Below are 26,388 nucleotides of genomic sequence, written 5' to 3'. Positions count from 1 at the left end.
CCCTTACGCGAAACCCTTGTCGCCGCAAGCCTCCGTCGTTTAGACTTTGAGGTCGGTCGCGGCGCACAAGGCGTCGCGCGTGGTGATACGGATGTCGTTTTCAAGCTATCAGGACTGGATCGTGTGGGGGATGGTTGTCCTGCCGCTCATCGTCATTGCCTGGGCGCTGACCTGGCGCGTGCTGATCGAGGCCGAGCGCAACCGCCACGAGCGCTATCGCCGTTTCTACTCGGTCATGGAGCAGCTGAGCCGCTCCGACAGCGAAACCGCGGCCAAGATGGCGGCGGCCTATGAGCTGCGCAACTACCGCGAATATGCCGATATCGTCGCCAAGGTCTTCGTCGACGGCCGCATGCGCCAGGACACGACGCTGGCGCTCAAGCAGGAACTGACCGAAACGCTCAAGCATATCGAGCGCGCGAAGACGCATTGATCCCCCAAAGTAATTCCTTCCCTGCGCAGCGGGGAAGGTGGCTGGGCCGGCGTCAAGCCGGATCAGACGGAAGGGGCAAGCCCAACTCGGCCAGCCGCGCCAAAACCACGTTTATCACACCGGTTATCGTCTCGTCGGGATCCATCAACAGGTCCCGCGCGATTACTCGGTGAACCATTATCCCTATATCCGCCAGGTAAGCATCGCGGATCTGATCCCGAATGATTTGCTCGTCGCGAGTATGATGCTCACCATCGACCTCGATCGCCAGCTTTGCTTTCACGCAATAGAAGTCGAGAATATAGGGGCCGATCGGATGCTGGCGGCGGAAAACCAGGCCGCTATCGTGTTGGCTTTTCAAACTGCCCCAAAGCCAGATTTCGGGCTTGGTCATGGCCTTGCGCAAACGGCGGGCTTGCGAGATTTTGGCGCCTTTCCGCATGTCCCCCTTCCGTCATCTGCGGCCGCAAGCGGCCTTGATGCCACCTTCCCCGTAAACGGGGAAGGAAATATATGGAAAAATCCAGCTCTTTAAAAAGGTGAAGGTAGGAAAAATTCAACTCATAATTCCTTCCCTGCGCAGCGGGGAAGGTGGCTGAGCCGGCGTCAAGCCGGATCAGACGGAAGGGGCAGACCTTCGCATCCATTTTCCACCAACTGGTTGAAAATGTATCTATCCTCTTGTTTTCCGCTGGCATTGGGGCACTATCGCGTCACATTCATGACCAAGCGGAGTTCCGCATGACAACCCCTTCGGCCAAGCCCGTAGAAATTACGGTGCGCGGCATCATCCTCGGCGTGCTGATCACACTGCTGTTCACGGCGTCCCAGGTCTATATGGGCCTCAAGGTCGGGCTGACCTTCGCCACCTCGATCCCCGCCGCCGTCATCTCGATGGCGCTTCTGCGTTTCTTCAAGAGCGCCACCATCCAGGAAAACAACATCGTCCAGACCATCGCGTCGTCGGCCGGGACCCTGTCGTCGGTGGTCTTCACCCTGCCGGGCCTGCTGATTCTCGGCTGGTGGGCGCACCTGCCGTTCTTTACGACCTTTCTGGCCTGCACCATCGGCGGCGTGCTGGGCGTCATGTACACCATGCCGCTGCGCCGGGCCCTGGTCACCAATTCCGACCTGCCGTACCCGGAAGGCGTCGCCGCCGCCGAGGTGCTGAAGGTCGGCACCTCGTCGCGCGAAGGCGCCGCCGAAGGTGCGGCCGGCCTGTGGGCGGTCATCCTGGGCGCGCTCAGCTCGGCCGTCTACGCGGCGGCCGCCGTTTCGACCTGGATGGCCGGGGAAATCTCGACGGCGTTCAAGTTCGGCAAGGGCACCGGTGCGACCGGCATGGCGGGCTCCAGCTCGCTGGCCCTGGTCGGCGCTGGCCACCTGATGGGCATCACCGTCGGTATCGCCATGTTCGTCGGCCTGTTCATCGCCTGGGGCCTTTTGATGCCCATCCTGACCACCATTCATCCGCATCCGGAGCAGGTCTTCGCCGACGCGGCCGCCCGCACCGGCTATATCCGCGGCAACGAAGTCCGTTTCATCGGCGCCGGTGTCATCGGCGTCGCCGCCCTGTGGGCCATCGGCAAGCTGATCGTTCCCGTGTGGACCGGCCTGATGTCGGCCCTGGAAGCCCAGCGCAAGCGCAAGAACGGCGAGGGCGATCTGCCGCGCTCGGAACAGGACATGCCGGTGTGGATCGTCGGCCTGGTCGTCATCCTGTCGATGGTGCCGGCCGGCTGGCTGCTCATGGACTTCATCGGTTCCGGTCCCTTGGCCGCCATCGGTACGCCGCTGATCGTCGCCGGTGTCGCCTATATCATCATCGCGGGCCTCTTGGCCGCGGCCGTCTGCGGCTACATGGCCGGCCTGATCGGCGCGTCGAACTCGCCGGTGTCGGGCGTGGCCATCCTGGCCGTGCTGGGCGTCGCCATCATCGTCGGCCTGATCGGCCGCCAACTGACCGGCCCCAATGTCGAACAGGCCCTGGTCGCCTTCTGCATGATGGTGACGACGGTGGTGCTGGCCGTCGCCGTCATCGGCAACGACAACCTGCAGGACCTGAAGACCGGGCAGCTGGTCGACGCCACGCCGTGGAAGCAGCAGGTCGCGCTGATCATCGGCGTCATCGCCGGCGCGGCGGTGATTCCCTATACGCTCAACATGCTGCACGACGTCTATGGCTTCGCCGGCGAGGTCGGTCACCACGCCATCAAGCCGGGCGCCGAGCTCGAAGCCCCGCAGGCCGGCCTGATCTCGACCCTGGCCAAGGGCGCCATCGGCGGCCACCTGCCGGTCGGCTTCCTGGCCATTGGCGCGGTCATCGGCGCTATCCTTGTGGCGATCGACGAATCCCTGCGCGCCATGACGAAGGGCCGCATGGCCTTGCCGCCGCTGGGTGTCGGCCTGGCCATCTACCTCCCGCCGGCCGTGACCTCGCCGGTGGTGGTGGGCGCCGTCGCCGGCTGGTTCTTCGAGAGGGCGATCGCCCGCGCGAGAGGCCGGGAAATCGCCTCGCGCCTCAGCGTCCTGGTGGCGTCGGGCTTCATCGTCGGTGAAAGCCTGCTGAACGTCGTCTATGCCGGCGCCGTGTCGATCACCCAGAACCCGAACATCGTGTCCCAATTCGTAACCCCGTTGCCCAAGCCCTGGGACATGCTGGTCCCGCTGATCGGCGGCCTGGCTATCGTCATAGCCCTCTATGTCTGGGCGGCGGGGCAGGGGAAGACGATCGAGACCGAAAACTGATCCGTTCGCGAACCTTGCCAAAGGGCTTCGCTTCGCGCGAAGCCCTTTTTCGTTCGGGCCGGAACCAATTTTCCGTGACAGTGCTCACATCCCCTTCGCTGGGCCTTTCGCACAGCAGCGAACCTCGCTAGACTGGCGGCAATCATACGAACCGCCACATATTTTTGACGACCATGAGCAACACCGAAGACCTCCCCAAGATCAAGCCGATGCCCGCCGAAGGCATCACCTATTACCTCCATCCGCACCCGCGTTCGCCGTTTTCGGAAGCGGTGCAGGTCGGCAATGTCCTGTACCTGTCGGCCATGATCGGCCTCGACGAGAACGGCAAGCTGGCCGAGGGCTTCGAGAACGAAGTCAAGTACATCATGAACAATACGGCGGCGATCCTGAAGCGCTACGGCCTGGGTCTGGAGCACGTCTTCAAGGCCACGGTCATGCTGACCGACGCCACCAAGTGGAGCGACTTCAACCGCCTGTACAAGCCGTACTTCCACCCCAGCCGCCTGCCGGTGCGCACGGCGCTTGGCGTCAGCGGCCTGGCCTATGGCGCGACGGTCGAGATCGAGTTCTGGGCGCACGTCCCCGAAGCCTGACCGGGCAAGGGAAATCTCTAATAAAAACGGTTTCGCGTAACGGCGGTCTAAACGGAATGTTTAGGCCGCTGTTCTACGATGGGCAGGTCCGGAAAATCCGGGGACCGTGGAAAACCTGCCTTGCTGCACCGCTACCTGTCGCGTTTTTTGAACCTCTACCGGGTCGATGCCGGCGACATGGCGTTGATGCGTGCCCAGCACGCGGCCTATGCGCGGCGCATTCCGTTCCTGTACTTTATCCTGGTCACCAATTCGCTTGCCAGCGCGTGGACCTTCGTGCGGTTTGCGCCGCCCCTGCTGTCGATCGGCGTGCCGCTGGTCCTGTTCGGCGTCTGCGTATGGCGCGGCATCTGGTTCTGGCGGACCCGCGACGTAGCCTACAGCGACGCCGAGTTGCTCCGCCAGGTCAAGCGCATCGTGGCGCTGGCCGGCGTTCTGACCCTGGGCTTCACGGCCTGGGGCCTGGCCATGTTCCACTATGGCGACGATTATGCGCGCGGACAGATGATCTTCTGCATGGCGCTGAACGTCATCACCTGCGCCTTCTGCCTGATGCACCTGCGCGCCGCCGCATTGAGCATCATCACCTTCGCCGACATTCCGTTTTCGATCTTCTTCTTTTTCGAAGGTCACGAGACCTATCGCGCCATCGCCATCAACCTGGTGCTGGTATCGGCCGCCATGGTCGCCGTGCTGATGGCCTATAACCGCGACTTCGTGCGGCTGGTCGGATCGCGCGCCGAGATGCGCCGCCTGTCCGACGAAAACTTCCGCATCGCCAATATCGACAGCCTGACGGACCTGCCCAACCGCCGCTGGTTCTTCGCCAATCTCGAGGAATTCCATCGCCAGGCCGCGGCGCGCAAGACGCGCTTCGCCGTCGGCATCATCGATCTCGACGGCTTCAAGCCGGTCAACGACACCTATGGCCACGCCACGGGTGACCGCCTGCTGGTCGAGGTCGGAAAGCGCCTGCGCGAGCTGAGAGACGGCGGCGCGGCGGGGAGTTGCATGACCGTGGCGCGCCTCGGTGGCGACGAATTCGCTGTCCTGGTCTCGGGCGACGTGTCCGACGACGCCCTGAAGATCATAGGCCGCCGCATCCACGAGCGCCTGCGCCTGCCTTACAATATCGGCGCCGCGAGTGCCCAGATCGGCTGTTCGATGGGCTTCGCCATCTATCCCGATCACGGCGACACGTTTGAAACCGTCTTCGAGCGCGCCGACTATGCCCTCTATTTCGCCAAGCGCCAGTTGCGCGGCGAGACCGTCCTGTTCTCGGCCGAGCACCAGGCGCGCATCCGCGACGACAATGTCATCGAAAACGCCCTCCAGGCCGCCGATATCGAACGTGAATTCTCGCTGGTCTTCCAGCCGGTCCTCGATGTCGGCCAGGGCCGGGTCGTGGGCTTCGAAGCCCTGGCGCGCTGGGACAGCCCGAGCCTCGGCCCGGTTTCGCCGGCGGTCTTTATTCCGGCGGCCGAACGCACGGGCCTGATCCTCAGCCTGACGCGCAGCCTGCTTATCAAGGCGCTGAAGGAAGCCGCGCGCTGGCCCGAGGATATCGGCCTGGCCTTCAACCTGTCGGCGCACGACCTGTGCTCGCCGGAAAGCATCCTGGCCATCATCGCGGCGGTCAACGCGTCAGGCGTGCCGGCCAGGCGCATCGATTTCGAAATCACCGAAACCGCCACGGCGCGGGACTTTGCCGCGGCGCGCATGGGCGTCGATACGTTAAAGGCACTGGGAGCGGGGATCTCGCTCGACGATTTCGGCACGGGCTTCTCGAGCCTCAGTCACGTCCACAGCCTGCCCCTCGACACCCTGAAGGTCGACCGCAGCTTCATCCAGGACATCTGCGACAACCCGGCCAGCGTTAAGATCGTCAAGTCCCTGGCCAATCTGTGCGCCGATATGGGCCTGACCTGCGTGGTCGAAGGCGTCGAAACCGCCGAGCAACTGGCGCTGTTGCGGACGCTGAACTGCGACCGCGTCCAGGGCTATCACTTCGCCCGGCCGATGAAGCCGGAAGCGATCGCGGAGTATCTCGCAGCCGGAGCGGGCAGGGCGGTCGCCTGACCTCCTGGCCCTTAGCCGAATGCTTTCTGAAGGTCCGGCAAGGTGGCCATCAGGGTCATTTCGTCGAACTGTGAGCGCTGGAAACCGTAACGCTCATAAAACCTCCGAGCGCGTTCCGACAGGGCATGGATCAGAAGCGCGCGAATTCCCAGCGTTTCGGCCGCATGGATGACGCGAATGGCGGCGTCTCTCAAAAGGTCCCGGCCAATGCCGCCGCTCTGGCAAGTTTTATCTACGGCAAGGCGACCGAGTATAGCGACCGGTAGCGGGTCGGGCATATTTCGGCGGATTTTTCCGGGCGCAATGGCATGAGCCACTGAGCCGGCGGTCAGAGTATAGTAGCCGATAATCCGGCCGTTTTCTTCGAGAACGAAGGTGCGCGACGCTCCTGAAGTCTCGTTTTGCAGAGCGCGCTGCTTGAGCCAGAGATTAAGTGTTTCCGCGCCACAGTCAAAATCGTCTAATGCATCGGTTACCGATATCGGACGCGGCGCTTGCATGTCTTAGCTTTCCCAGCGCGGCTTCGCGGCGGCGAGGGCTTTCAGGCCAGGATTTTCGGTAGCTGGTTCATCCAGGCGGTTGTTGAACGCGCGCCATTGCGCATCGTCGAGCAGGAAAAGCCGACGGTCGGACAGGGTTTCCTCGGCTGCCTTGAGGGCATTGTCGAGCAGGAACTCACTGACCGTTTTATGTCGGACAGAGGCGGCCTGTTCGAGAAGCCCCTTGGCGGCCGGCGTCATGCGCAGGTCGATTCTGGCGGTCTTGGCGCGGGCATCGTCAGCCATTAGCAAACTCCTTATTCCCAAAATACCATCCGTACGTTGTACGGTCAATTGACTTGTCAGTCGTGTCAATCGACGTGTCAACTGAGAACGGACGCGGGAAAGTCTGTCCGGAAGTCACGATAGGTCTTCACGTCATTGTCCCTTTCCGGTTATACGCGTCCTATGACAAACGATCTCGATATCCGCCCCGCCGACCCCGCCAAATTCATCAAGGGCCGGACGGGCCAATGGGAACTGATCATCGGGCTGGAAGTCCACGCCCAGGTCGCCAGCAACACCAAGCTGTTTTCCGGCGCGCGTGTCGGCTTCGGCGCCGGGCCGAACGAACAGGTCAGCCTGGTCGACGCCGCCATGCCGGGCATGCTGCCGGTGCTGAACCGCTACTGTGTCGAGCAGGCGGTCAAGACGGGCCTCGGCCTCAAGGCACAGATCAACCGCTATTCGCGCTTCGACCGCAAGAACTACTTCTATCCCGACCTGCCGCAGGGCTATCAGATTTCGCAGCTCTTCCACCCGATCGTGGGCGAGGGCGAGGTGCTGGTCGAGCGCCCTGATGATAAAGAGGGCGGGACGTCGTTCACCGTGCGCATCGAGCGCCTGCACCTGGAACAGGACGCCGGCAAGTCGATCCACGATCTCGACCCCAATGCCACCTACGTCGACCTGAACCGCGCCGGCACGGCCCTGATGGAAATCGTGTCGAAGCCCGATATCCGCTCGTCGGACGAGGCCGTCGCCTATTTCAAGAAGCTGCGCACCATCCTGGTCTATCTGGGCACCTGCGATGGCGACATGGAAAAGGGCAATATGCGCGCCGACTGCAATGTCAGCGTACGCCGTCCCGGCGAGCCGCTCGGCACGCGCTGCGAGATCAAGAACGTCAACTCGTTCCGTTTCATGCAGCAGGCGATCGAGTACGAGGCGCGCCGCCAGATCGAAATCCTGGAAGACGGCGGCAAGATCGACCAGGAAACGCGCCTGTTTGACGCCAACAAGGGCGAGACGCGTTCCATGCGCTCCAAGGAAGAGGCGCACGACTACCGCTATTTCCCCGACCCCGACCTGCTGCCGGTCGAGCTCGAAGACGCGTGGATCGAGGATATCCGCAAGCACCTGGTCGAACTGCCCGACGACAAGAAGGCGCGCTTCCAGTCGCAATACGGCCTGGGTTCTTATGACGCAGGCGTGCTGATCTCGGATCAGGCGCGCGCCGACTATTTCGAAGCTGCCGCCAAGGGTCGCGACGCCAAGCTGGTCGCCAACTGGGTGACCAACGAGCTGTCGGCGCGCCTGACCAAGGATAGTCAGGACATCACCGATTCGCCGCTGCCGCCGGCGCACATCGCCGAACTGGTTGAACTGATCGAAACCAAGGTCGTGTCGTCCAAGACCGCCAAGGAAGCTTTCGAGCATATGTGGACGGCCAAGGGCGCCATGACCCCGCGCGAGATCGTCGAAAAATACGATCTGGCCGTGGTCAACGACAGCGGCGCTATCGAAAAGGCGGTCGATGACATCATCGCGGCCAATCCGGACAAGGCGGCCGAGGTCGCGGCTAAGCCCCAGGCCCTGGGCTGGTTCGTCGGCCAGGTGATGAAGGCGACGCAGGGCAAGGCCGATCCCGCCACCGTGAACGAACTGCTGAAAAAGAAGCTCGGTCTGTGAGCGCTTACGGAAAAACAATCGCCGGGCGGCTCTTGCGGGACGCTTTAAAGCATTGTAAGTTCGGGAAGAATTGAAGCGATGTGCGTTGTGATTTGTGATCACAACCACATCGCTTTTTTATTTTAAAACCCACATAACGGTGATCGGCATGTTACGGGCTTGTGAGCGACGCTCTGGCGGGTTTGTAGCAGAATTAGCCACACATGAATTTTGGACGGTAGACGGTGCCTTTTCCCGGGGCGCCGTCTTTTCCGTTTTGGGGATGCGGTAACGTGTTTTTGCGGTTCCGCGGCGTCTTTCCGGGATGTATGGTTGCACAAACCAATAAGGGGAGGGGAGATGAGCGGCGACATCGCGCTGAATCTTACAGGGGTATCCAAGACCTACGGCGACTTCCACGCCGTGTCGGACCTCAGCTTTTCCGTCAAACGCGGCACGATCTGCGGGTTCCTGGGGCCGAACGGCGCGGGCAAGACCTCGACCGTGCGCATGATCCTGGGCCTGTCGGCGCCGACCGCTGGCGCGATCACGGTCCTGGGCGGCAACAGCCAACGCGTCATGGACCGCATCGGCTTCCTGCCGGAAGAACGCGGCCTGTACCGCAAGATGACGGCGGTCGACGCCATTGTCTTCCTGGCGGGGCTGAAGGGTGTCAAGGCATCGGTCGCTAAGAAGCGCGCGCTTGAAATGCTGGAACAGCACGGCCTCGGCGCCTCGGCGCACAAGCAGATACGCAACCTGTCGAAGGGCATGTCGCAAAAGGTCCAGCTGATCGGCTGCCTGGTGCACGACCCCGAACTGGTCATTCTCGACGAGCCGTTCTCCGGCCTCGATCCCGTCAACCAGCAGAGCCTGGAAGAGGTCATTCGCGGCATCGCGGCGCGCGGCGGCACGGTGCTGTTCTCGACCCACGTCATGCCGCACGCCGAACGGCTGTGCAAGGACGTGGTCATGCTGTCGAAAGGCCGCAAGGTGTTCGAAGGCACGCTGAAACAAGCCTGCGCCGCGGCGCCCCGCCGGCTGGATATCGAAGGGCACGTGTCCGAAGCCGATGTCCGCGCCTTGCCGGGCGTGCGCTCGGTCGAGGATATGGGCGCGGCCGAGGGGGAAGGCGGACATTTCTACCGCTGTGAACTCGACCCCGGCGCCAGCCCGCACACGGCGCTCAAGGCGGCCTTCGTCAAGGGCCTGGATATCACCCGTTTCGAGGCGCGCGAACCGACGCTTCATGACGCCTTCATCGTGCTGACCGGAGGCGCGCATGCGTAAGACCCTGCTGATCGCTCGCCGCGAATACCTGGCCTTCGTCCGCACGGTCGGTTTCTGGCTGTCGCTGTTCACCCTGCCGCTGATTTTCAGCGCCAGCATCTTCATTCCGATGCTGCTGCGCCACTCCGAACCGCCGCAGACGGTCGCCGTCCTCGACCTGAGCGGCGACCATCTCGAGCCCGAAATCCGCGGCTTCATCGCCCAGCATGCGCCGAAGCCGAACGGGGGCGGTGTTTTCGACAGCGGCGGGCTGACCGTCGTGCCGGTGCCGGCTGAGCTGTCGTCCGCCACGACGCCCCAGGCGGCCGAGGCCAGGATTCCGGCGGTGCTGGCCGCCGGCAAGGTTGGCTCGATCCTCGTCGCCAGCGACCACGGCCAGACCCTGCATTTCCGCATCTGGTCGAACGACGGACACAAGGACGACGTCAAGGACGCGATCATGTGGGACCTGCACGGCCTGCAATATTACAAGCTGGCCGGCATGCACGGCATCGACCGCGGCCTGGCGCACGACATGCGCGAGTCGCGTGCCGTCATCGACACGGTGACGCCGACCTCGGCCACCGGACCGAAGAAGGACGGGTTCGCCGAGGGCTTCCGCGAGCACGGCCCGCGTATCCTGGGCGTCTTCATCAGCTACATCACCTGGATGTCGATCTTCTCGTCGTCCATGATCCTGCTGGGGTCCGTCATCGAGGAGAAGTCGAGCAAGGTCCTCGAGGTCCTGCTGGCCTCGGCCTCGACCGGCCAGATACTGGTCGGCAAGGTGTTGGGCGTGGCCTGCGTGCTCCTGACGGTCGCCGCCATGTGGTCGGCGGTCTTCTTCGCGGTCAGCCGCTTCGGTTTCGGCTTCCTGCCGCCCGAAAAGGCGCAGATGGTGATGATGGGGCTGTCGGCCATCTTCTCGCCGGAGCGCGTGGCGCTGCTGCTGGCCTATTTCGTCGGCGGCTACCTGATGTTCGGCATCTTCTTCGCCGCCATCGGCGCCTTCTGCGAAACGCAGAAGGACGCGCAGGCGGTGATGGGGCCGACGATGATCGTGCTGATGATCCCGATGATCACCATGCAGACGGCGTTTACCTCGCCCGATCTGCCGATGCTGCGTTACATGTCGTGGTTCCCGTTGTTCACGCCGTTCCTGATGCCGCTCAGGCTGGTGCAGAATCCGCCATGGTGGGAAATCGCCGGCACGCTGGCCCTGATGGGCGTAGTCGCCGTGCTGATGATCAATATGGGCCGCCGCGCTTTCCGGCACGGCGCCCTGACCGGCGAGAAGCTGTCCTGGGGCGCTCTGCTCGGCATGGGCCGCCGGGACGTCTAACGCTTGTACATGTCCGGCGCGTAGCGTTCCATCAGGGTGTCGGGCCGCGCCGGCGCATGGAAGCCGAAGCGGCGATAGAGGCCGTGCGCGTGGTTGGTGGCCAGCGTAAAGCGGCGCAGCCCCTGCAGGCCCGGATGTTTGAACACCTCGGCCAGCAGGGTCGAGGCATGGCCGTTGCCGCGAAATTCCGCATCGACGAAGACGTCGACCAGATTGGCGAAGGTGGCGTAGTCCGAAATGACGCGAGCAAAGGCGATCTGTTCGCCTGCCAGGCTGCCGGCAAAACACAGGGAATTGGCCATGGCGCGGTCGAAAAGGGCGCGCGGAATACCCTGCGCCCAGTTCGATTGCGCGTTGAGAAAGCGATAGACGCGGTCGAAATCGATCCGCGCCGGATCGCAGGTTATTTCAAGCCGGAGCATAACCCTGTTTTGGGTTATTTCCCGTTGACGTCAAGCGTCTGTGCATCGAGATGCACGGTCTTGGTCTCGACGATATCGGCCGCTGAACCGGCCAGCATGACTTTGTAGTCGCCGGCCTTGATCCGCCAGGTCTTGCTGGGCGAATCGTAGACGGCCAGCAGGCGCGGATCGACCGTCACCGTGGCGCTGTGGCTTTCGCCCGCCTTGAGATCCAGCTTGGCCCAGCCGCCGAGGCGCTTGGGGGCTTCCCAACCGGACTCGCTGACAGGCGACACATAGACCTGCGCCACCGCCTTGCCGTCGCGATCGCCGGCATTCTTCACCGTGAAGCTTGCCGTCAGCGACTTGCCGGACGCCTGGGCCGTCAGGCCGGTCTGTTCGAAGTGCGTGTAGCTGAGGCCGTATCCGAACGGGAAGAGCGGCTTAAGGCCCTTTTTGTCGAACCACTTGTAGCCGACCGCCGCGCCGTCGATGTCGTAATTGGCGGTATAGAGCTTGCCGCGCGGCCCGTGGTTTTCGCCGTCGAGCACCGGGCGCGGCAACTGGTCGAGCGACGCCGGGAAGGTGGCCGGCAGGTGGCCCGACGGGTTGACCTCGCCGGTCAGCACGCGCGCGATGGCCTCGCCGCCGTTGGAGCCCGGGAACCAGGCCTCCACGACCGCGCCGACATGGTCCAGCCACGGCATGACGACCGGACCGCCGGTTTCCAGCACCACCACGGTCTTCGGATTGGCCCTGGCCACGGCGTTGATGAGATCGTCCTGGTGGTTGGGCAGGTTGAGGTCGGGCACGTCCATGCCCTCGGCCGTCCACTGGCTGGCGAAGACGACGACGATGTCGCTCTTGGCGGCGAGCGCGGCGGCGGCCTGGATGTCCTTGCCGCTGGCGAAGGTGACTGTGCCGGTGGTGCGCCTGGCGATACCCTTCAGCGGCGACGACGGGAACCAGACCATCGGTCCCGGGAAGTTGTCCGGGCCTTCATTGGGCACGGCCGAGCCGCCGTGCGGATAGACCTGGGAGGAGCCGCCGCCCGACAGCACGCCGACATCGGCATGCGCGCCGATCACGGCGATCGTCTTCGCCGTTTTGGCCAATGGCAGAAGGCCGTCATTCTTCAGCAGAACGATGGCCTCTTCGGCGTCGGCCTGCGCGATGGCTTCGTTGTGCGCATAGTCGATCTTCGCCGCCTGGTCGCCCTGGATCGGGTCTTCGACCAGACCGACGGCGAACATCGAGGTCAGGATGCGCTTCGCCATGTCGTCCAGCCGCGATTGCGGCACCTGGCCCGCCGCGACGGCGTCTTTCAAAGGCGCGCCGAAATAGGGCTTTTCGTCGAACGGGAAGCCCGAATCCTGGTCGAGCCCGGCATTGGCCGAATCTATAGTCGAATGCGTCGCGCCCCAATCGGACATGACGTAACCCTTGAAGCCCCAGTCGGTCTTCAGCACGTCGCCGAGCAGCCATGCATTCTCGCAGGAATGCTTTCCGTTGACGATGTTGTACGAACACATGACCGAGCCGGGATGCCCGGTCTCGTTGACGAACTGGAAGGCCAGCAGGTCCGACATGCGCGCATTGGCGTCCGAGATGCGCCCGTCCAGGTTCGACTGGCTGGTCGACTGGTCGTTGAGCGCATAGTGTTTCATCGTCGAAATGACGTGGTTCGACTGGATGCCGCGCACTTCGTTGCCGACGATGATGCCGGCCAGCAGGGGATCTTCGCCGCCATATTCGAAGTTGCGGCCGTTGCGCGGCTCACGCAGCAGGTTAACGCCGCCCGCCAGCATGACGTTGAAGCCCGACAGTTTCGCTTCGTTGCCGATCATGGCGCCGCCGTCGAAGGCGCGCTCGGGGCTCCAGGTCGCGGCGGTCGCCAGGCCCGAGGGCAGGGTGGTGCGCTCGCGCGGATGCGGCGACCGCTGGGTGGCGACACCGACACCGGCGTCGGTCTGCGATTGCGCCGGAATGCCCAGGCGCGCGATGCCGGGGATGAAGCCGGCCGCATCCGGCAACGAGCCGTCGGGGCGGGTAAATTTCTTCCACGGCGCATCGGTCGAGAAATAGCCGAAGACGAGGGTCAGCTTTTCATCCTGCGTCATCGCCTTGACGGCCAGGTCGGCGCGCGTGCCGGCGTCCAGCGCCGGATCGAGCCAGGGCTTGCCGGCGGTCTGGGCGTTGGCGGTTTGGGCGCTCACGGGGGGCGCGCAGGCCAGAACGGTAGCGATTGCCGTGGCGCAAGCCAGGCGGGCGAGGATCGGCTGGATCATTTCGGTCTCCCATTTGCCTGCCGCGCCGTCTTGTGCGGCGCGCTGAGGCTCGCTCTATCTATAGCGCGAAACGGAAGCCCGAAAAGGTGTAATCGATATCAGAAAATCAGATTCAGGCCGGGGCCAGGGCTTCGATCGGGAAGCGGCGCTCGGCCGGCTTGCCGAAGTCGTGCGCGACGAAACTCAGCTGATTCTCGTCCAGCATCACGACGCGCAGGCCCTTGTAGCTGCTCTTGGTCAGCAGGGGGTCGTTGTGGTCGTGTTCCGTGCGCTCGATCAGGACGGCGCACAGTTCATCCCAGTCGGCATGGGTCAGGCCCACGACGATATTGGGGCGATTGGTGCGCTGGAAAACCGAAACGGCGTGGTCGATATAGGTATCGATCGTCTGCATGGCAGACTCCCTCTGGTCTGGTAAGACTTAGCCACTCTATCAATACGGGCATAAAAATTCGAGATGACCGCGTTGCTTAACAGGTCGTATTTAAAAGATACTATTGCGAACGAATTGGCGCGGCGCACAAAGCTGTGTAGCGTGTGCAGCCTTGTCTTGCCATTCAAGCCGCTGTGATCCGTTCCACCGTAACGTTTCTTCGCCGTTGTTCCGAACGTCTGCCGCCCTGGGCCGCGGGGCGTCTGCGCCTGCTCGGCCCGAACCTCGAGATCGCGCGTTCGGCTGTCCTGACCTTCTACCGGTCGTTGATGCGCCGTCCCCTTTATGCGGCGCTGAACCTGCTGGGGCTGGCCTCGGGCATAGCGGTGCTGATCATCCTAAGCCTGTTCGTCCGCTTCGAGACCGGTTACGACCGCTGGCTGCCTCACGCGGCCACGCTTTATGTGGCGACGGTCCGCACGTCCGGGGATGCCGCCGCGCCCCGGGCCCCGGCCTATGCCGGGGCGGCCCATATACTGGATGTCGTCCACGCCGTCGCCCCTTCGGTGACCGGAACGCGGGCTGCCGGCGTGACGATGTCGGTGCGCCACGGCGACCAGTGGCTGACGGAAGCGGGCGAGCGGGTGGACGGCGACTTCTTCAAGGTCTTTGCTTTCCGGTTCGCGGCGGGCGACCCGCAAACGGCGCTGGCCGGAGCGGATGCGGTCGTCATATCGGAGCGCGTGGCGCGGCGGTATTTTGGCGGTACCGACAGTGTCGGACGCTATCTCGACATCCGCGACGGCGGCACGGCGGAGCGGTGGCGCGTCACCGGCATCCTGCGCGACGTTCCGGGCAATTCGGATCTGCGCATGGACCTGGTGCGGCGGATGTCTCCCGATGCGACGGAATGGTCGCACGCCGGCCTGCGCCAGACCTTCGTCGTCCTGCGCGACGACGCCCAGGCCAAGGCGTTGAACGGCAGGCTCGACAGTGCGATGGCGGACTATGCCCGCAGCCATGCTCCGGTTGAAGGGGCTCGCCCGGGAGACGGTGTCCGCTTCGGCGCCATCTGGCGGCAACACCTGGCCGATCCGAAGCGCGACCAGGCCGTTACCGCGCTCGATCTGACGGGGGTGCTGGTCTTTCTGGTGGCGCTGGTCAACTACGTGAACCTGGCGACGGCGCGGGCGGGACTGCGGGCGCGTGAAGTGGCCATGCGCAAGGTGCTGGGGGCGAATATTCAGGGGCTGAGGGCGCAGTTCCTGGTCGAGGGGCTGCTGCTCAGCGCCGGCGCCCTGGTTCTTGGCTTCAGCTTCGTCGAATTGATGCTGCCCGTGGTCAACAGCGTCGGACACCTTGCCCTGGCGGTCGACTACGGGCGCGACGCGCCGGTCCTGTTCGGCCTGTCGTTGGGCGTCCTGGCGTGTGGACTGCTGGCCGGGACCTATCCGGCGGTCGTCCTGTCGGAGTTCCAGCCCACCCACATCCTGTCGGCGACGAACTCGCCGTCGGCCGAACATTACGGCCGGTGGCTGCGCGAAGGCCTGTCGGCGCTGCAGTTCGCCGCGGCCAGTGCCTTCTTTATCGTCGTTATCGGGTTTGCGGCGCAGATTCACCACCTGGACAGGGCACGGCCTGAAAGCGCCGTCGAAGCCCCGGCGCCCGCCACGTCGTACGCCGTACCGGACGCCCGGGACGAGACTGCCGCCCCGCGCCGCGATGTTCGGCTGTTCATGATGGGCGGGGGAATAGCCGGCCTGATCGCGGCGGTCGGCCTGTTCGGCATGGCGGCCTTCAGCACGTCGATGCGGGCGCACGAGATCGGTATCCGCAAAAGCTTCGGCGCGTCGCGGTGGCGGATATTGCGTCTGCTGGTCTTCCAGTTCCTGAGGCCGGTTGTTGCCGGCAATGGCCTGGCCTGGCCGATCGCCTGGTGGGTGCTGAGCCGCTGGCTGTCGCAATTCCCGGACCGCATTGCGATAAGTCCGCTGTTCTTCGTTGCCGGGACCGTGGTGTCCTTGTGTCTTGCGGTGACCAGCGTCGCCGGCATTGCCTGGTCGACGGCGGCTGCCGTGCCAGGCCGCGCCCTGCGCCAGGACTGAGTTCAGGTCTGACAAATGAATGCGCGCCGGCGCCGCCGATCGCGACTGCGGCTGCCTGACCGGCCGTGTCTCCGCATGTGCAGGGGCGGGAAGGCGTTTTCCCATATAATATGATTTTCACCTTGTCGGCCTCCTGTTTCAATGTTACATCGATTTTGTCTGAGTAAATGAGGCCGCGAAGGCCCCCGTCATACTGACATTTCAGGCGAACAGGGAGCGCTGCGGCCACGGGCCGCCGTTCAGAACAAAATCTTGAGGCCGAAGACGTCACCGTAAGCACGGGGGCGGCCGGGGATATGTGGCAGGCGAGGGTACGGTGAGTGGCATTGACATCCGGAACGTTTCCAAGGCTTTCGGCCAGACTCTGGTTCTCGACGACATTTCCCTGACGATTGCCGACGATGAGTTCGTCGCCTTCCTTGGGCCTTCGGGCTGCGGCAAGACGACGCTTTTGCGCATCATTGCCGGGCTGGAGACGCTGGACAGCGGCGAGATTCATATTGGTGGCAGGCGTGTCGACGACCTGGCGCCCGGTGCGCGCGGTGTCGCCCTGGTCTTCCAGAATTACGCCCTGTATCCGCATATGACGGTCGCCGACAATATGGCGTTCGGCCTGCGCAATACCGGCGTCAAGCCGGCCGAAATCACTCGCCGCATCGAGGACGCCGCGCGCATCCTGGAACTCGACGGCCTTCTGGCGCGCAAGCCGGGCGAACTGTCGGGCGGCCAGAAGCAGCGCGTCGCCATCGGCCGCGCCATCGTCAAGAACCCCGATGTCTTCCTGTTCGACGAGCCATTGTCGAACCTCGATGCGGCCCTGCGCATGCGCACGCGGCTGGAACTGGCGCAACTGCGCCGGCGGCTCAAGACCACCATGATCCTGGTGACGCACGACCAGGTCGAGGCCATGACCCTGGCCGACCGCATCGTCGTCATGAAGGATCGCAAGGTCCAGCAGGTCGGCACGCCCATGGATATCTATACGCGCCCGGCCAATGTCTTCGTCGCGGGCTTTGTCGGCTCACCGCCCATGAACATCTTCCGCGCCGCGGTGACGGATACGGGCGGCTTCGCCACGGCCAGCGTGGCCGGCCAGGCCGTTGCGACGAAGGTGGCCATGAAGGGCCTGCCCGCGACCTCGGACTGGCGCCTGGGCCTGCGTCCGGAAAGCGTCAGCGTATCGGAGACCGGCCAACTTCCGGCGACCGTGGAATTCGTCGAGCGCCTGGGTGAGCGGACCCTGGTCTATACACGCCTGTCCGACGGCACGGTCGTCACAGCCGAGGACAAGGGCATCAGCCGTGTCGCCATGGGCGATACGATCCGCCTGCATGTCGACGGCGCGCGCGCCCATCTCTTCGACGGCGAGGGACGCGGTTACCACGCTGTCGACGCCCAATGAGCGCGATGACGAAGCGCTGGTCGAACGCCCTGTTCGTCGCGCCCTATGTCTGCGTCTATCTGTGCCTGCTGATCTATCCGCTGATCGCCGGCATGGGACTGAGCCTGTTCAAAGCCGATCTGTTCGGCGGCGGCGTCTTCGTCGGCTTCGAGAACTATGCGCGCCTGATGCGCGACGCGGTTTTCCTGCAATCGGTGGCCAATACGTTTTTGTTCGTGCTGCTGACCGTGCCGCCGCTGACCGTCCTGCCGCTGTTCCTCGCCCTGCTGCTCAATCGCACAACGGCGGTCGCGGCCTTTTTTCGCGGTGTCTTCTTCTCGTCGTCCGTCCTGTCGGTGACCATCGTGACGCTGATCTGGCGCATGATCCTCATGGCAGACGGCGGCCTGGTCACCGATATCCTGGCGGTCTTCCACCTGCCGGCCATTCCCTTTCTCAGCGACCCGCGCATCGTCATGGTGTCGATGGCCATCATCACCGTGTGGTGGTGCCTGGGCCTGCCGATGATGATGTACCTGGCGGCGCTGCAACAGGTGCCGCAGGACATCTATGAGGCCGCTGCCCTCGACAACAGCTCGTGGTGGCGGACGCTTACGCGCATTACGCTTCCCGGCATCAGCCGGACGGTGGTGCTGGTCGCCATCATGCAGTGCGTGCTGCAATTCCAGCTGTTCGGCCAGCCGCAACTGATCACCCAGGGCGGGCCGAACGGCGCCTCGCGGCCGATCGTGCTGTTCATCTTCGAAGTCGGCTTCCGCCGCTGGGACGTCGGCTATGCCGCCGCAGCCGCGCAGATCCTGTTCGCCATCATCCTCATTGCGACGCTGATCCAGTACGTCGTCACCTCGCGCGGCAAGGGGAGGGCGGCATGAGCCCGAAACAATCCCAGGTTACCCGCGATACGGTGACGCTGATCGTCCTGATCGTCCTCGGCTTCCTGATGCTGGTGCCGTTGATATGGACGGTGCTGCTGTCGCTGAAATCGAACAACGACCTGCTGCATTCGACGGCCAACGCCTTCCACGCCCCTTATACGGTCGAAAACTACCACACCATCCTGACCAACAGCGCGGTCTTCCGCTGGCTGATGAACTCGGTCGTCGTGTCGGGGCTGACGACGCTGGGCGTGCTGGTCCTGTCGTCCCTGGCCGGCTATGGCTTTGCGCGGCTGGACTTTCCGGGCCGCGACAAGCTGTTCCTGTTCGTCCTGTTCGGCCTGGCCATCCCCGAGCAGGCGGTGATCATCACGCGCCACCAGATGTTCACCCACCTGCACCTGCACAATTCCTATCCCGGCCTGATCCTGCCGGGGCTGGCCGCGCCCTTCGGCGTCTTCCTGATGACGCAGTATTTCCGCGCCATCCCTAAGGAACTGGATGAGGCAGCGCTTCTCGACAACGCCTCGCGCCTCCAGGTCTTCTGGAAGGTGCTGCTGCCGCTGACCGTTCCGGCGCAGGCGACCTTGGGCATCTTCACCTTCCTGTCGTCGTGGAACGACTACTGGTGGCCGCTGATCTCGGCGACGCGCGCCGACATGTTCACCCTGACCGTCGGCCTGTCGGCGTCGCAGATCAACTTCGCCCAGACCAGCGGGCTGGGCTACCTGATGACGCAGGCGGTGTTCGCCGCTGTGCCGATCCTGATCGTCTACGTCATCTTCCAGAAGTACATCGTGCGGGCGGTAGCGGGAGCGGCGGTGCGATGAGACGAGCCCTTATCCTGCTGGCCTGCGTCGTGCTGGCCTCATGCGCCCCCAAGGACCATGTGACGCACATCACCGTGCAACGCATCTTCGGCGAATGTCGAGCCAATGTGCCGAAGGGGCAGGCGCCGGTGCGCAATCCCGACGGCGAGTGCGAGATCGTCACAGGCTTGCTCGACCGCTTCGAGGCCGAAAACCCGGATGTGAAGCTCGATATCAATATCGCGCCCTGGCCCGGCTACGACCAGCTGTCGGCGCAGTACGCCGCCGGCGATCCGCCCGACATCGTCACCATGCACATGTCGGCCATGCCCGACTTTACCGCGCGTGGCCTGATCGAGCCGCTGGACGCAGACTTTGCCCGCACCGGCATCGATGTGAACAACTTCACGCCCGCGGCGCGCGCCGGCGTCACGATCACGGGCAAGGACGGTCAAAAGCACGTCTACGGCATGCCGTTCGACAACTGGACGCAGCTCTGGCACGTCAACATGAACCTGTTCGCCAAGGCCGGGCTGGTGCGCGATGGCCAGCCCATCCTGCCGCATTCGCCGGAAGAGCTGCTGGCCCAGGCGCGGCAGTTCAAACGCGCGACCGGGCTGCCGTACCTGTTGCAGCCGACCGACAACGAGCGCGCCGCCTTTACGCGCAACCTCTATACGTACCTGCTCGACCAGCACGCTGTCTTCTTCACGGACCCCAAGCATATCCACCTGAATACGCCGGAAGCGAAGCGCATCCTCACGCTGTTCCGCCAGATCTATGCCGAGGGCCTTATGGCGCCCGGCCAGGACTACCCGGCGGCCATGGCGTCGTTTCTCAACGGGCAGGGCGGGGTCTGCCTGGTCGGAACCTGGATGATCGGCACGTTCAACGCCGAGGCCAATACGCCGGGCCGGCCGCTCTATCACGGCTATACGGTCAAGCCCTATCCCATGCTCTACGGCCACGACCAGGTCGCCTATGTCGACGGCCACGCCTGGGTCATGCCGAAACGCGAGCGCACGCCCGCCCAGCGCGAAGCCGTGCTGCGCCTGATGAAGTTCCTGCAAACACACGACTACGACTGGTCGCGCACCGGCCACCTCCCCAGCCAGTCGAGCGTGGCTGAAAGTCAGCCATACCTGGCCCTGCCGTATCGCCATGAGATCATCGGCCTGTCGCAGGTCGGCCAGACCCTGCCGGCCGGCGTGCAGCGCCAGTTCCCGATCCAGGACATTGTCGGCGACGAAATGGCGTCCGCCATCACCGGCCACAAGCCGATCGACCAGGCCCTGACCGACGCCGAGACGCGCGTCAACGACCTCCTTTTCCATCTTCTGTAAGTACCCGAGACCGTCATGACCTTGAAAGCCACCCTGACAGCGCATCGCGACTTCGTTATCGCGCCCGTCGACCGCCGCCTGTTCGGGACCTTCGTCGAGCACCTGGGGCGCTGCGTCTACGGCGGCATCTATGAGCCGGGCCACATCACGGCCGACGAACACGGTTTCCGTCAGGACGTTCTGGACCTTACAAAAGAACTGGGCGTGACGCTTGTGCGCTATCCCGGCGGCAACTTCCTGTCGGGCTATAATTGGGAAGACGGGGTCGGGCCCAAGGACCAGCGTCCCGTGCGCCTGGATCTTGCCTGGGCGTCGACCGAGACCAACCAGTTCGGCACCAACGAATTCATTACCTGGTGCCGCAAGACCGATGTCGAGCCGATGTTCGCCGTCAACCTGGGCACGCGCGGCCCGGATTCGGCGCGCCATTTCCTGGAATACTGCAACCACCCCGGCGGCACGCATTATTCCGAACTGCGCAAGTCGCATGGCTTCGAGCAGCCGCATAACATCAAGTTCTGGTGCCTGGGCAACGAGATGGACGGGCCGTGGCAGATCTGCGCCAAGACCGCCCACGAATATGGCCGCATCGCGCAGGAAACCGCCAAGGTCATGCGCTGGGTCGACAGCGACCTGGTGCTGGCCGCCTGCGGCTCGTCGCAGCGCGCCATGCCGACCTACGCCGCCTGGGAATACGAGGTGCTGGACACCTGTTTCGACCAGGTCGATTTCATCAGCCTGCACGCCTATTTCCGCAACGACGCCGACGACCTGCCCGAATTCTTCGCCGAAATCGACAATATCGAGCACTATATCAAGGAAATCACCGCCGTCGCCGACGCGGTGGCCGCCAAGCGCCGGTCCAAGAAGCGCATCATGCTGTCGTTCGACGAATGGAACGTTTGGTACCGCACGCACCACCCCGAATGCATCAAGAAGCCGGGCTGGCCCGAGGCGCCCGAACTGCTCGAGGAAATCTACAATTTCGAAGACGCCCTGGTGGTCGGCGGCGTGCTGATCGTCATGCTCAACAATGCCGACCGCGTGAAGGTCGCGTGCCTGGCGCAACTGGTCAACGTCATCGGCGCCATCTTCACCGAGACGGGCGGTCCGGCATGGCGCCAGACCATCTTCCATCCTTTCGCCGATGCGTCGCGTGCCGGCCACGGCGAGGTGTTGCGCCTCGGTATCGATACCTCGACCTTCACCACGAAGATGCACGGCGACGTGCCGCACCTGTTGGCCTCGGCGATCCGCAATCCGGAGACAGGGACCGTCACCCTGCTGGCGCTCAATCGCGGCGAAGAGGCGATGGACCTGTCCTTCGACCTTTCCGGCATGGGCGCGGGTTACCGAATCGGCAGCGCCGCCGAACTGCACCATCCGGACCGCAAGGCCGTCAATTCCAAGGCGAATCCGGAGGCGGTCGCCCCGGCGCCCCACGCTTCGGCGCGAATCGACGGGCCAGCCTTCAGTGCCCGGCTGAAACCCCTGTCGTGGAATGTTTTCACGCTGGACATGGTGGCCTGACCACATTGAGATTTGTCTGATCAGATTGTCGGACAAGGGCATGATGAAACGCGAACTTTTGCCGCGAAATTTGCCTGATTTTTCAATAATGAAAAACGGGAAGGCCGTTCTTTTCATTTTGAAACTTTAGCTTTCGCCTGTTGTGGCGGATTTGCGACAGCCCGATCTTAAATCAGACAAAAGGTGGGCATGATCTCTTGACTTCAGTCTTTTGTCTGACAAAACTCCGCATCAAGAGCTCGAGAGGGAGCTCAAACACAAAACAAGGCAGGGAGACTATCTAAATGTCATCATCCACTCGTTATGCCCGTCTGGGCCTGACCGTCGCGGCGTCCGCGCTGGCGCTCGGTTTCGCCATTCAGGCTTCGGCGCAAACCGCTCCGGCCGCGCCGGACGATACCAACGTCGTCATCGTCACCGGCGTCAAGGCCAGCCTGACCAAGAGCCTGGCCATCAAGCGCAAGAGCACGCAGGTCGTCGACTCGATCGTCGCGACGGATATCGGCAAGCTGCCGGACAACAATGTCGTCGAAGCGCTGCAACGCGTTCCGGGCGTGCAGGTGACCGACCGCGCCGGCGGCGAAGTCGGCACCGTTGCCATCCGCGGCATGTCGGACATCTCGTCGACCTGGAACGGCCGCACCATCTTTACGGCCTCGGGCCGCTACGAAGCCCTGCAGGACATTCCGTCGACCCTGGTCCGCCAGATCGACGTGTACAAGACCCGCGACGCCAGCCAGAACGAAGCCGGTATCGCCGGCGCCATCAACGTGATGTCGCTGCGCCCGTTCGACTTCAAGGGGCCGGAAGTGTCCTTCGCCGCCCGTGACACCTACCTGGATCCGGCCAAGAAGTGGAATCCGCAGATCAGCGCCCTGGTCAGCGACCGCTGGAACACCAATATCGGCGAAATCGGCGCCCTGGTGAACCTCAGCTACAAAAAGGACGACTACCGCAACGAAAGCGTCACGCCGGGCGCCCTGGTTCCGTTCACAACCGAAAATCCTATGCCGGGCTATACCCCGCTGGAGCGCATCTTCAGCGGCTGGGTCGCCGGCCAGAACGAAGGCCTGCCGGAAGCTGCCGGCTCCAAGCTCGATTTCCTGGGCACGGGCACGGCCTATCCGTATTACCTGTCGCGCGACGCCATCTTCCAGAGCGACCTGCTGGGCGAGCGCAAGCGCACCTCGGGTAACGTCGCCCTGCAATGGAAGCCGTCGGACAACCAGGTCTACACCTTCGAAGCCATGTACAACGGCTATCGCAACACGACCTTCAACAACCTGCTGTTCAGCTTCGTCGACTGGTGGGGCAACCTGGGCTCGAACCCGGCCTCGACCTTCACGCTCTATCCCGGGACCGACATCATGAAGACCCGGACCGTTGGCGCGGTCTACGGCTTCAACTCGGGCGACCTGACGACCAACGCCACGGATTCGTATGTCTACGCCTTGAACGGCGACTGGCATATCGGTGACAAGCTGCACCTGATCGGCGACCTGTCGTACCAGACTTCGGCCTTCCATTCGGAATTCACCGCCCAGCGTATCGACCGCGTCGCCAATCAGATCAATGTCAACTTCAACTGCAAGGACGGCATCGCCTGCTTCTCGTTCGACGACAACAGCCTGCTGACGCAAGCCTCGACCTGGAACGTGGCCCAGTTCTACGACAACGCCAACCGCAACAAGGGCAGCGCCGCCACGGGCAGCCTGGACGGCACCTATGACGCCGACTGGGGCGCGGTCCACAAGCTGAGCTTCGGCGTCCGTTACGACGACCGCAAGTCCTCCGAAATGAGCCGTTCGCAAAGCTCGTTCCTTGGCCGCAATCTCTCCACCATGGATGCCGGCATGCAGTTCGTGACCAGCGGCTTCTGGTCGGGCATTTCGGACGTCCCGCATACCTGGATGGAAGCCAACGGCTACTGGATGCGCGACCACATCGACGACATCCGCACGCTGTACCACTCGGTCGACTCGACCTTCAAGACGACCAACCAACTGTCCATGCACAAGGCGTTCGACGTCGAGGAAAAGAACGCTTCGGCCTACCTGATGGCGGACAGCGAGAACGAAGTGTTCGGCCACAAGCTGCGCGGCAATTTCGGCGTTCGCTACGTGTCGGTCGATACCTTCATCACCTCCTATCGCTGGAACAACCAGACCCAGGCGATCGACGACACCGAACACTACAAGCAAACCATCGGCAAGCTGCTGCCCAGCGTCACGCTGCGCTACGACCTCAGCAACCAGTTCGACATGCGCTTCAACTACGGTGAAACCCTGCGTCGTCCGGACTTCGGCGCTATCGGTGGCGCTCTGAACCCGACGGACGATATCACGGCGGTCGGTTACGGCGGCGGCAGCATCGGTAACCCCAATCTGAAAGCCACCACCTCGAAGAATACCGACCTGACGGCCGAATGGTACTTCTCGAACGACAGCGCCATCTACGCGACGGCGTTCGACCGCAGCATCGACGGCTTCATCGTCTACCTGCCGCACATGATCCATGAAGACCCGGCGCACGATCCGTTCCCGAACTCGACGACCGGCAAGAGCCACGCCAATGGCTACGACTATAACGTCTCGACGCCGTACAATGCCTCGAACGGCAAGATGGACGGTCTGGAACTGGGCACGATCTGGTTCCCGAAGGGGCTGCCGGGCATCCTCGACGGCCTGGGCTTCAACGGCAGCGCCACCTTCCTGCAAACGTCGCAGGATATTCCGAACGTCGACGCCAACGGCAATATCGTCAGCTACAGCAAGACGGCCTTCTACGGCGTGTCGCGCTACTCCTACAACGCCACCCTGGCCTACGAAAAGGGCCCGATCTCGGCGCGCCTGTCCTATGTCTGGCGCTCGAAGTTCCTGGACCGGAACGAAGCCGCCCTGTTCGCCAACCCGATCGGTGTTTACCGCCGCGAGGAAAAGGACATCGACTTCCAACTGACCTACGCGCTTAACAACCGCATGTCGTTCGACATCGACGCCGTCAACATCACCAACGAGAAGCAGCAGGAATACTACCACTTCGGCTCCGCCGGTACGCAGGACACGACCAACTTCGGTACCGTCCTGATCGGCCGCGCGGTCTCCGTCGGCTTCCGTTACAAGATGTAATCCCATCGTCGGCGCGTCTTTCCGGAGACGCGCCGGTGTGTTCCGAGTATAGCGTTCTCCACCAACTTTCCGGCGTCGGCGTTTTTTGCGCCGGCGCTTTTTTCTGGAGGCGGATGGCATGCTGACACGGCGGCAGTTTTCTCTGATGACGGTTGCGGGACTGGCAGCCGGGCCAGGTCTTGCGTCGGCCCAAACCCTCAACGACCGCATGACGGGCGATGTCTCGCCGGTGCACGATCCGTGCATCATCAAGGCGAACGGGCTCTATCATGTCTTCTGCACCAGCCAGATGCGGGCAGGGAAGGGGCTTATTCATTGGCGGACTTCGCCCGACCTGGTCACCTGGACCTTCCGTGGCGCGGTCATGCCGGCCTTTCCCGGCTGGGTCATGGCGGCGGTGCCGGAAACGAAGGGCGCCTGGGCGCCGGACATATCGTTCAGCCACGGGCGCTACCGGCTCTATTACGCGGCCTCGACCTTCGGCAAGAACCAGTCGGTCATCGGGCTGGTGACCACGCCGACGCTCGATCCGGCCGACCCCGCCTTCGGCTGGAAGGACGAGGGGCTGGTCGTGGCGTCGATGCAGAGCGACGATTTCAACGCCATCGATCCCAATGCCTTCGTCGATGCAGACGGCCGGCACTGGCTGAGCTTCGGCAGTTTCTGGAGCGGCATCAAGCTGATCGAACTCGATCCGGCGACCGGCAAGCCGAAGCCCGACGCCAAACGCCTGGCGGTCGCCGGGCGCTCCAGGCCCTCGGCCATCGAGGCGCCCTTCATCATCCGCCGGGGCGACGATTACTACCTGTTCGTCTCGTTCGACTTCTGCTGCCGCGGCGCCGACAGCAGCTACTATACGGTCGTCGGCCGGTCGAAATCGGTGAGCGGCCCCTATTTCGACCGCGACGGCACGGACATGCTGAGGGGCGGGGGAACGACCGTCCTGCGCGCCGAAGCGGGCGACCGCTGGAAAGGTCCCGGCCATTGCGCGGTGCTCGAGGACGCCGGACGGCACCTTATCGTCTATCATGCCTATGATGCCGACAATGGCGGAAAGCCGGTCCTGCGCATCCGGCCGCTCGACTGGACGGCGGACGGATGGCCTGCTGCCGTATAAAGACCTGACCTTTGTCGCGCAAAAAGGAAAAAGCGCTGCATAGTTTTAAGGAATGTGCGTAAGATATATTGGTCGGACCTTGATCCGGCAGCCCTGTATCAACAGACCATCAGACAAGGGC

At 63.5% G+C, this 26,388-nt stretch carries 21 protein-coding genes; 15 read left to right on the top strand and 6 right to left on the bottom strand.

The genetic code is table 11. The features are described from left to right. The first annotated feature begins 91 nt into the window (after positions 1 to 91). On the top strand, positions 92 to 433 hold the full coding sequence (locus AB8717_RS13915; protein ID WP_443747928.1) for a hypothetical protein: 342 nt from the start codon (positions 92 to 94) through the stop codon (positions 431 to 433). A gap of 52 nt (positions 434 to 485) precedes the next feature. Here AB8717_RS13915 and AB8717_RS13910 read toward each other — a convergent pair whose 3' ends face one another. Next, entirely contained in the window at positions 486 to 875 is a 390-nt protein-coding gene (locus AB8717_RS13910; RefSeq protein ID WP_443747927.1) for an endonuclease domain-containing protein, read from the bottom strand. A gap of 299 nt (positions 876 to 1,174) precedes the next feature. On the opposite strand from AB8717_RS13910, the gene AB8717_RS13905 reads away from it, so the two are divergent. The 3 genes from AB8717_RS13905 (at position 1,175) to AB8717_RS13895 (ending at position 5,856) form a co-directional block, all read left to right on the top strand. Further along, complete coding sequence (locus tag AB8717_RS13905; protein ID WP_443747926.1) at positions 1,175 to 3,181, top strand: OPT family oligopeptide transporter; 2,007 nt, start codon at positions 1,175 to 1,177, stop codon at positions 3,179 to 3,181. Positions 3,182 to 3,354: 173 nt separating this feature from the next. Next, on the top strand, positions 3,355 to 3,777 hold the full coding sequence (locus AB8717_RS13900; RefSeq protein ID WP_443747925.1) for a RidA family protein: 423 nt from the start codon (positions 3,355 to 3,357) through the stop codon (positions 3,775 to 3,777). A gap of 120 nt (positions 3,778 to 3,897) precedes the next feature. Beyond that, complete coding sequence (locus tag AB8717_RS13895; RefSeq protein WP_443747924.1) at positions 3,898 to 5,856, top strand: putative bifunctional diguanylate cyclase/phosphodiesterase; 1,959 nt, start codon at positions 3,898 to 3,900, stop codon at positions 5,854 to 5,856. Positions 5,857 to 5,867: 11 nt separating this feature from the next. Here AB8717_RS13895 and AB8717_RS13890 read toward each other — a convergent pair whose 3' ends face one another. Continuing rightward, positions 5,868 to 6,356: a GNAT family N-acetyltransferase gene (locus AB8717_RS13890; RefSeq protein WP_443747923.1), complete on the bottom strand. Its 489-nt coding sequence runs from the start codon at positions 6,354 to 6,356 to the stop codon at positions 5,868 to 5,870. A gap of 3 nt (positions 6,357 to 6,359) precedes the next feature. Continuing rightward, positions 6,360 to 6,641: a type II toxin-antitoxin system TacA family antitoxin gene (locus AB8717_RS13885; RefSeq protein WP_443747922.1), complete on the bottom strand. Its 282-nt coding sequence runs from the start codon at positions 6,639 to 6,641 to the stop codon at positions 6,360 to 6,362. A 162-nt stretch (positions 6,642 to 6,803) separates the two neighbouring features. Between AB8717_RS13885 and gatB the strand changes: the two genes are divergently transcribed. The 3 genes from gatB (at position 6,804) to AB8717_RS13870 (ending at position 10,896) form a co-directional block, all read left to right on the top strand. Beyond that, positions 6,804 to 8,306, top strand: coding sequence for an Asp-tRNA(Asn)/Glu-tRNA(Gln) amidotransferase subunit GatB (gatB, locus tag AB8717_RS13880; RefSeq protein ID WP_443747921.1), 1,503 nt, complete (start codon positions 6,804 to 6,806; stop codon positions 8,304 to 8,306). A 339-nt stretch (positions 8,307 to 8,645) separates the two neighbouring features. After that, on the top strand, positions 8,646 to 9,575 hold the full coding sequence (locus tag AB8717_RS13875; protein WP_443747920.1) for an ABC transporter ATP-binding protein: 930 nt from the start codon (positions 8,646 to 8,648) through the stop codon (positions 9,573 to 9,575). Beyond that, positions 9,568 to 10,896, top strand: coding sequence for an ABC transporter permease (locus AB8717_RS13870; RefSeq protein WP_443747919.1), 1,329 nt, complete (start codon positions 9,568 to 9,570; stop codon positions 10,894 to 10,896). The genes AB8717_RS13875 and AB8717_RS13870 overlap by 8 nt, the downstream gene beginning before the upstream one ends. Here AB8717_RS13870 and AB8717_RS13865 read toward each other — a convergent pair. The 3 genes from AB8717_RS13865 to AB8717_RS13855 form a co-directional block, all read right to left on the bottom strand. Beyond that, entirely contained in the window at positions 10,893 to 11,318 is a 426-nt protein-coding gene (locus AB8717_RS13865) for a GNAT family N-acetyltransferase (protein ID WP_443747918.1), read from the bottom strand. The genes AB8717_RS13870 and AB8717_RS13865 overlap by 4 nt on opposite strands. A gap of 14 nt (positions 11,319 to 11,332) precedes the next feature. Continuing rightward, a complete protein-coding gene (locus AB8717_RS13860) occupies positions 11,333 to 13,585 on the bottom strand; it encodes a glycoside hydrolase family 3 C-terminal domain-containing protein (protein ID WP_443747917.1) in 2,253 nt (750 codons plus the stop codon). 112 nt (positions 13,586 to 13,697) lie between these two features. Continuing rightward, entirely contained in the window at positions 13,698 to 13,979 is a 282-nt protein-coding gene (locus AB8717_RS13855; protein ID WP_443747916.1) for a hypothetical protein, read from the bottom strand. Between the two features lie 173 nt (positions 13,980 to 14,152). On the opposite strand from AB8717_RS13855, the gene AB8717_RS13850 reads away from it, so the two are divergent. The 8 genes from AB8717_RS13850 to AB8717_RS13815 all read left to right on the top strand — a co-directional run bounded on the left by AB8717_RS13850 (position 14,153) and on the right by AB8717_RS13815 (position 26,267). Beyond that, positions 14,153 to 16,063 carry an ABC transporter permease gene (locus AB8717_RS13850; protein WP_443747915.1) on the top strand — a complete coding sequence of 637 codons (1,911 nt, stop codon included), beginning with the start codon at positions 14,153 to 14,155 and terminating at the stop codon, positions 16,061 to 16,063. Between the two features lie 316 nt (positions 16,064 to 16,379). Continuing rightward, positions 16,380 to 17,465 (top strand): ABC transporter ATP-binding protein, encoded by a 1,086-nt coding sequence (locus AB8717_RS13845; RefSeq protein WP_443747914.1) that lies wholly within the window; start codon positions 16,380 to 16,382, stop codon positions 17,463 to 17,465. After that, positions 17,462 to 18,337: a carbohydrate ABC transporter permease gene (locus AB8717_RS13840; RefSeq protein ID WP_443747913.1), complete on the top strand. Its 876-nt coding sequence runs from the start codon at positions 17,462 to 17,464 to the stop codon at positions 18,335 to 18,337. Before AB8717_RS13845 ends, AB8717_RS13840 begins: the two co-directional genes overlap by 4 nt. After that, the gene (locus tag AB8717_RS13835; protein ID WP_443747912.1) at positions 18,334 to 19,170 is read left to right on the top strand and encodes a carbohydrate ABC transporter permease; all 837 of its coding nucleotides are present in this window, start codon (positions 18,334 to 18,336) and stop codon (positions 19,168 to 19,170) included. Before AB8717_RS13840 ends, AB8717_RS13835 begins: the two co-directional genes overlap by 4 nt. Further along, a complete protein-coding gene (locus AB8717_RS13830) occupies positions 19,167 to 20,492 on the top strand; it encodes an ABC transporter substrate-binding protein (protein WP_443747911.1) in 1,326 nt (441 codons plus the stop codon). The genes AB8717_RS13835 and AB8717_RS13830 overlap by 4 nt, the downstream gene beginning before the upstream one ends. Before the next feature lie 15 nt (positions 20,493 to 20,507). Next, positions 20,508 to 22,022 (top strand): arabinosylfuranosidase ArfA, encoded by a 1,515-nt coding sequence (gene arfA / locus AB8717_RS13825; protein ID WP_443747910.1) that lies wholly within the window; start codon positions 20,508 to 20,510, stop codon positions 22,020 to 22,022. 284 nt (positions 22,023 to 22,306) lie between these two features. Continuing rightward, positions 22,307 to 25,150 (top strand): TonB-dependent receptor, encoded by a 2,844-nt coding sequence (locus AB8717_RS13820; protein ID WP_443747909.1) that lies wholly within the window; start codon positions 22,307 to 22,309, stop codon positions 25,148 to 25,150. A gap of 118 nt (positions 25,151 to 25,268) precedes the next feature. Further along, positions 25,269 to 26,267 (top strand): arabinan endo-1,5-alpha-L-arabinosidase, encoded by a 999-nt coding sequence (locus tag AB8717_RS13815; protein WP_443747908.1) that lies wholly within the window; start codon positions 25,269 to 25,271, stop codon positions 26,265 to 26,267. Positions 26,268 to 26,388: the final 121 nt, after the last annotated feature.

This window comes from Asticcacaulis solisilvae (assembly GCF_052327315.1).
Taxonomy (GTDB): Bacteria; Pseudomonadota; Alphaproteobacteria; order Caulobacterales; family Caulobacteraceae; genus Asticcacaulis; species Asticcacaulis solisilvae_B.
The sequence above is the reverse complement of the archived record's forward strand: the minus strand, read 5'-3'. Positions and strand labels throughout refer to the sequence as shown.

Excerpts from the sequence above, each read along its gene's own strand:
- AB8717_RS13915 (WP_443747928.1), top strand. The coding sequence starts at position 92 with ATGTCGTTTTCAAGCTATCAGGACTGGATCGTGTGGGGGATGGTTGTC.
- AB8717_RS13910 (WP_443747927.1), bottom strand. The coding sequence starts at position 875 with ATGCGGAAAGGCGCCAAAATCTCGCAAGCCCGCCGTTTGCGCAAGGCC.
- AB8717_RS13905 (WP_443747926.1), top strand. The coding sequence starts at position 1,175 with ATGACAACCCCTTCGGCCAAGCCCGTAGAAATTACGGTGCGCGGCATC.
- AB8717_RS13900 (WP_443747925.1), top strand. The coding sequence starts at position 3,355 with ATGAGCAACACCGAAGACCTCCCCAAGATCAAGCCGATGCCCGCCGAA.
- AB8717_RS13890 (WP_443747923.1), bottom strand. The coding sequence starts at position 6,356 with ATGCAAGCGCCGCGTCCGATATCGGTAACCGATGCATTAGACGATTTT.
- AB8717_RS13885 (WP_443747922.1), bottom strand. The coding sequence starts at position 6,641 with ATGGCTGACGATGCCCGCGCCAAGACCGCCAGAATCGACCTGCGCATG.
- gatB (WP_443747921.1), top strand. The coding sequence starts at position 6,804 with ATGACAAACGATCTCGATATCCGCCCCGCCGACCCCGCCAAATTCATC.
- AB8717_RS13875 (WP_443747920.1), top strand. The coding sequence starts at position 8,646 with ATGAGCGGCGACATCGCGCTGAATCTTACAGGGGTATCCAAGACCTAC.
- AB8717_RS13870 (WP_443747919.1), top strand. The coding sequence starts at position 9,568 with ATGCGTAAGACCCTGCTGATCGCTCGCCGCGAATACCTGGCCTTCGTC.
- AB8717_RS13865 (WP_443747918.1), bottom strand. The coding sequence starts at position 11,318 with ATGCTCCGGCTTGAAATAACCTGCGATCCGGCGCGGATCGATTTCGAC.
- AB8717_RS13860 (WP_443747917.1), bottom strand. The coding sequence starts at position 13,585 with ATGATCCAGCCGATCCTCGCCCGCCTGGCTTGCGCCACGGCAATCGCT.
- AB8717_RS13855 (WP_443747916.1), bottom strand. The coding sequence starts at position 13,979 with ATGCAGACGATCGATACCTATATCGACCACGCCGTTTCGGTTTTCCAG.
- AB8717_RS13840 (WP_443747913.1), top strand. The coding sequence starts at position 17,462 with ATGAGCGCGATGACGAAGCGCTGGTCGAACGCCCTGTTCGTCGCGCCC.
- AB8717_RS13835 (WP_443747912.1), top strand. The coding sequence starts at position 18,334 with ATGAGCCCGAAACAATCCCAGGTTACCCGCGATACGGTGACGCTGATC.
- AB8717_RS13830 (WP_443747911.1), top strand. The coding sequence starts at position 19,167 with ATGAGACGAGCCCTTATCCTGCTGGCCTGCGTCGTGCTGGCCTCATGC.
- arfA (WP_443747910.1), top strand. The coding sequence starts at position 20,508 with ATGACCTTGAAAGCCACCCTGACAGCGCATCGCGACTTCGTTATCGCG.
- AB8717_RS13820 (WP_443747909.1), top strand. The coding sequence starts at position 22,307 with ATGTCATCATCCACTCGTTATGCCCGTCTGGGCCTGACCGTCGCGGCG.
- AB8717_RS13815 (WP_443747908.1), top strand. The coding sequence starts at position 25,269 with ATGCTGACACGGCGGCAGTTTTCTCTGATGACGGTTGCGGGACTGGCA.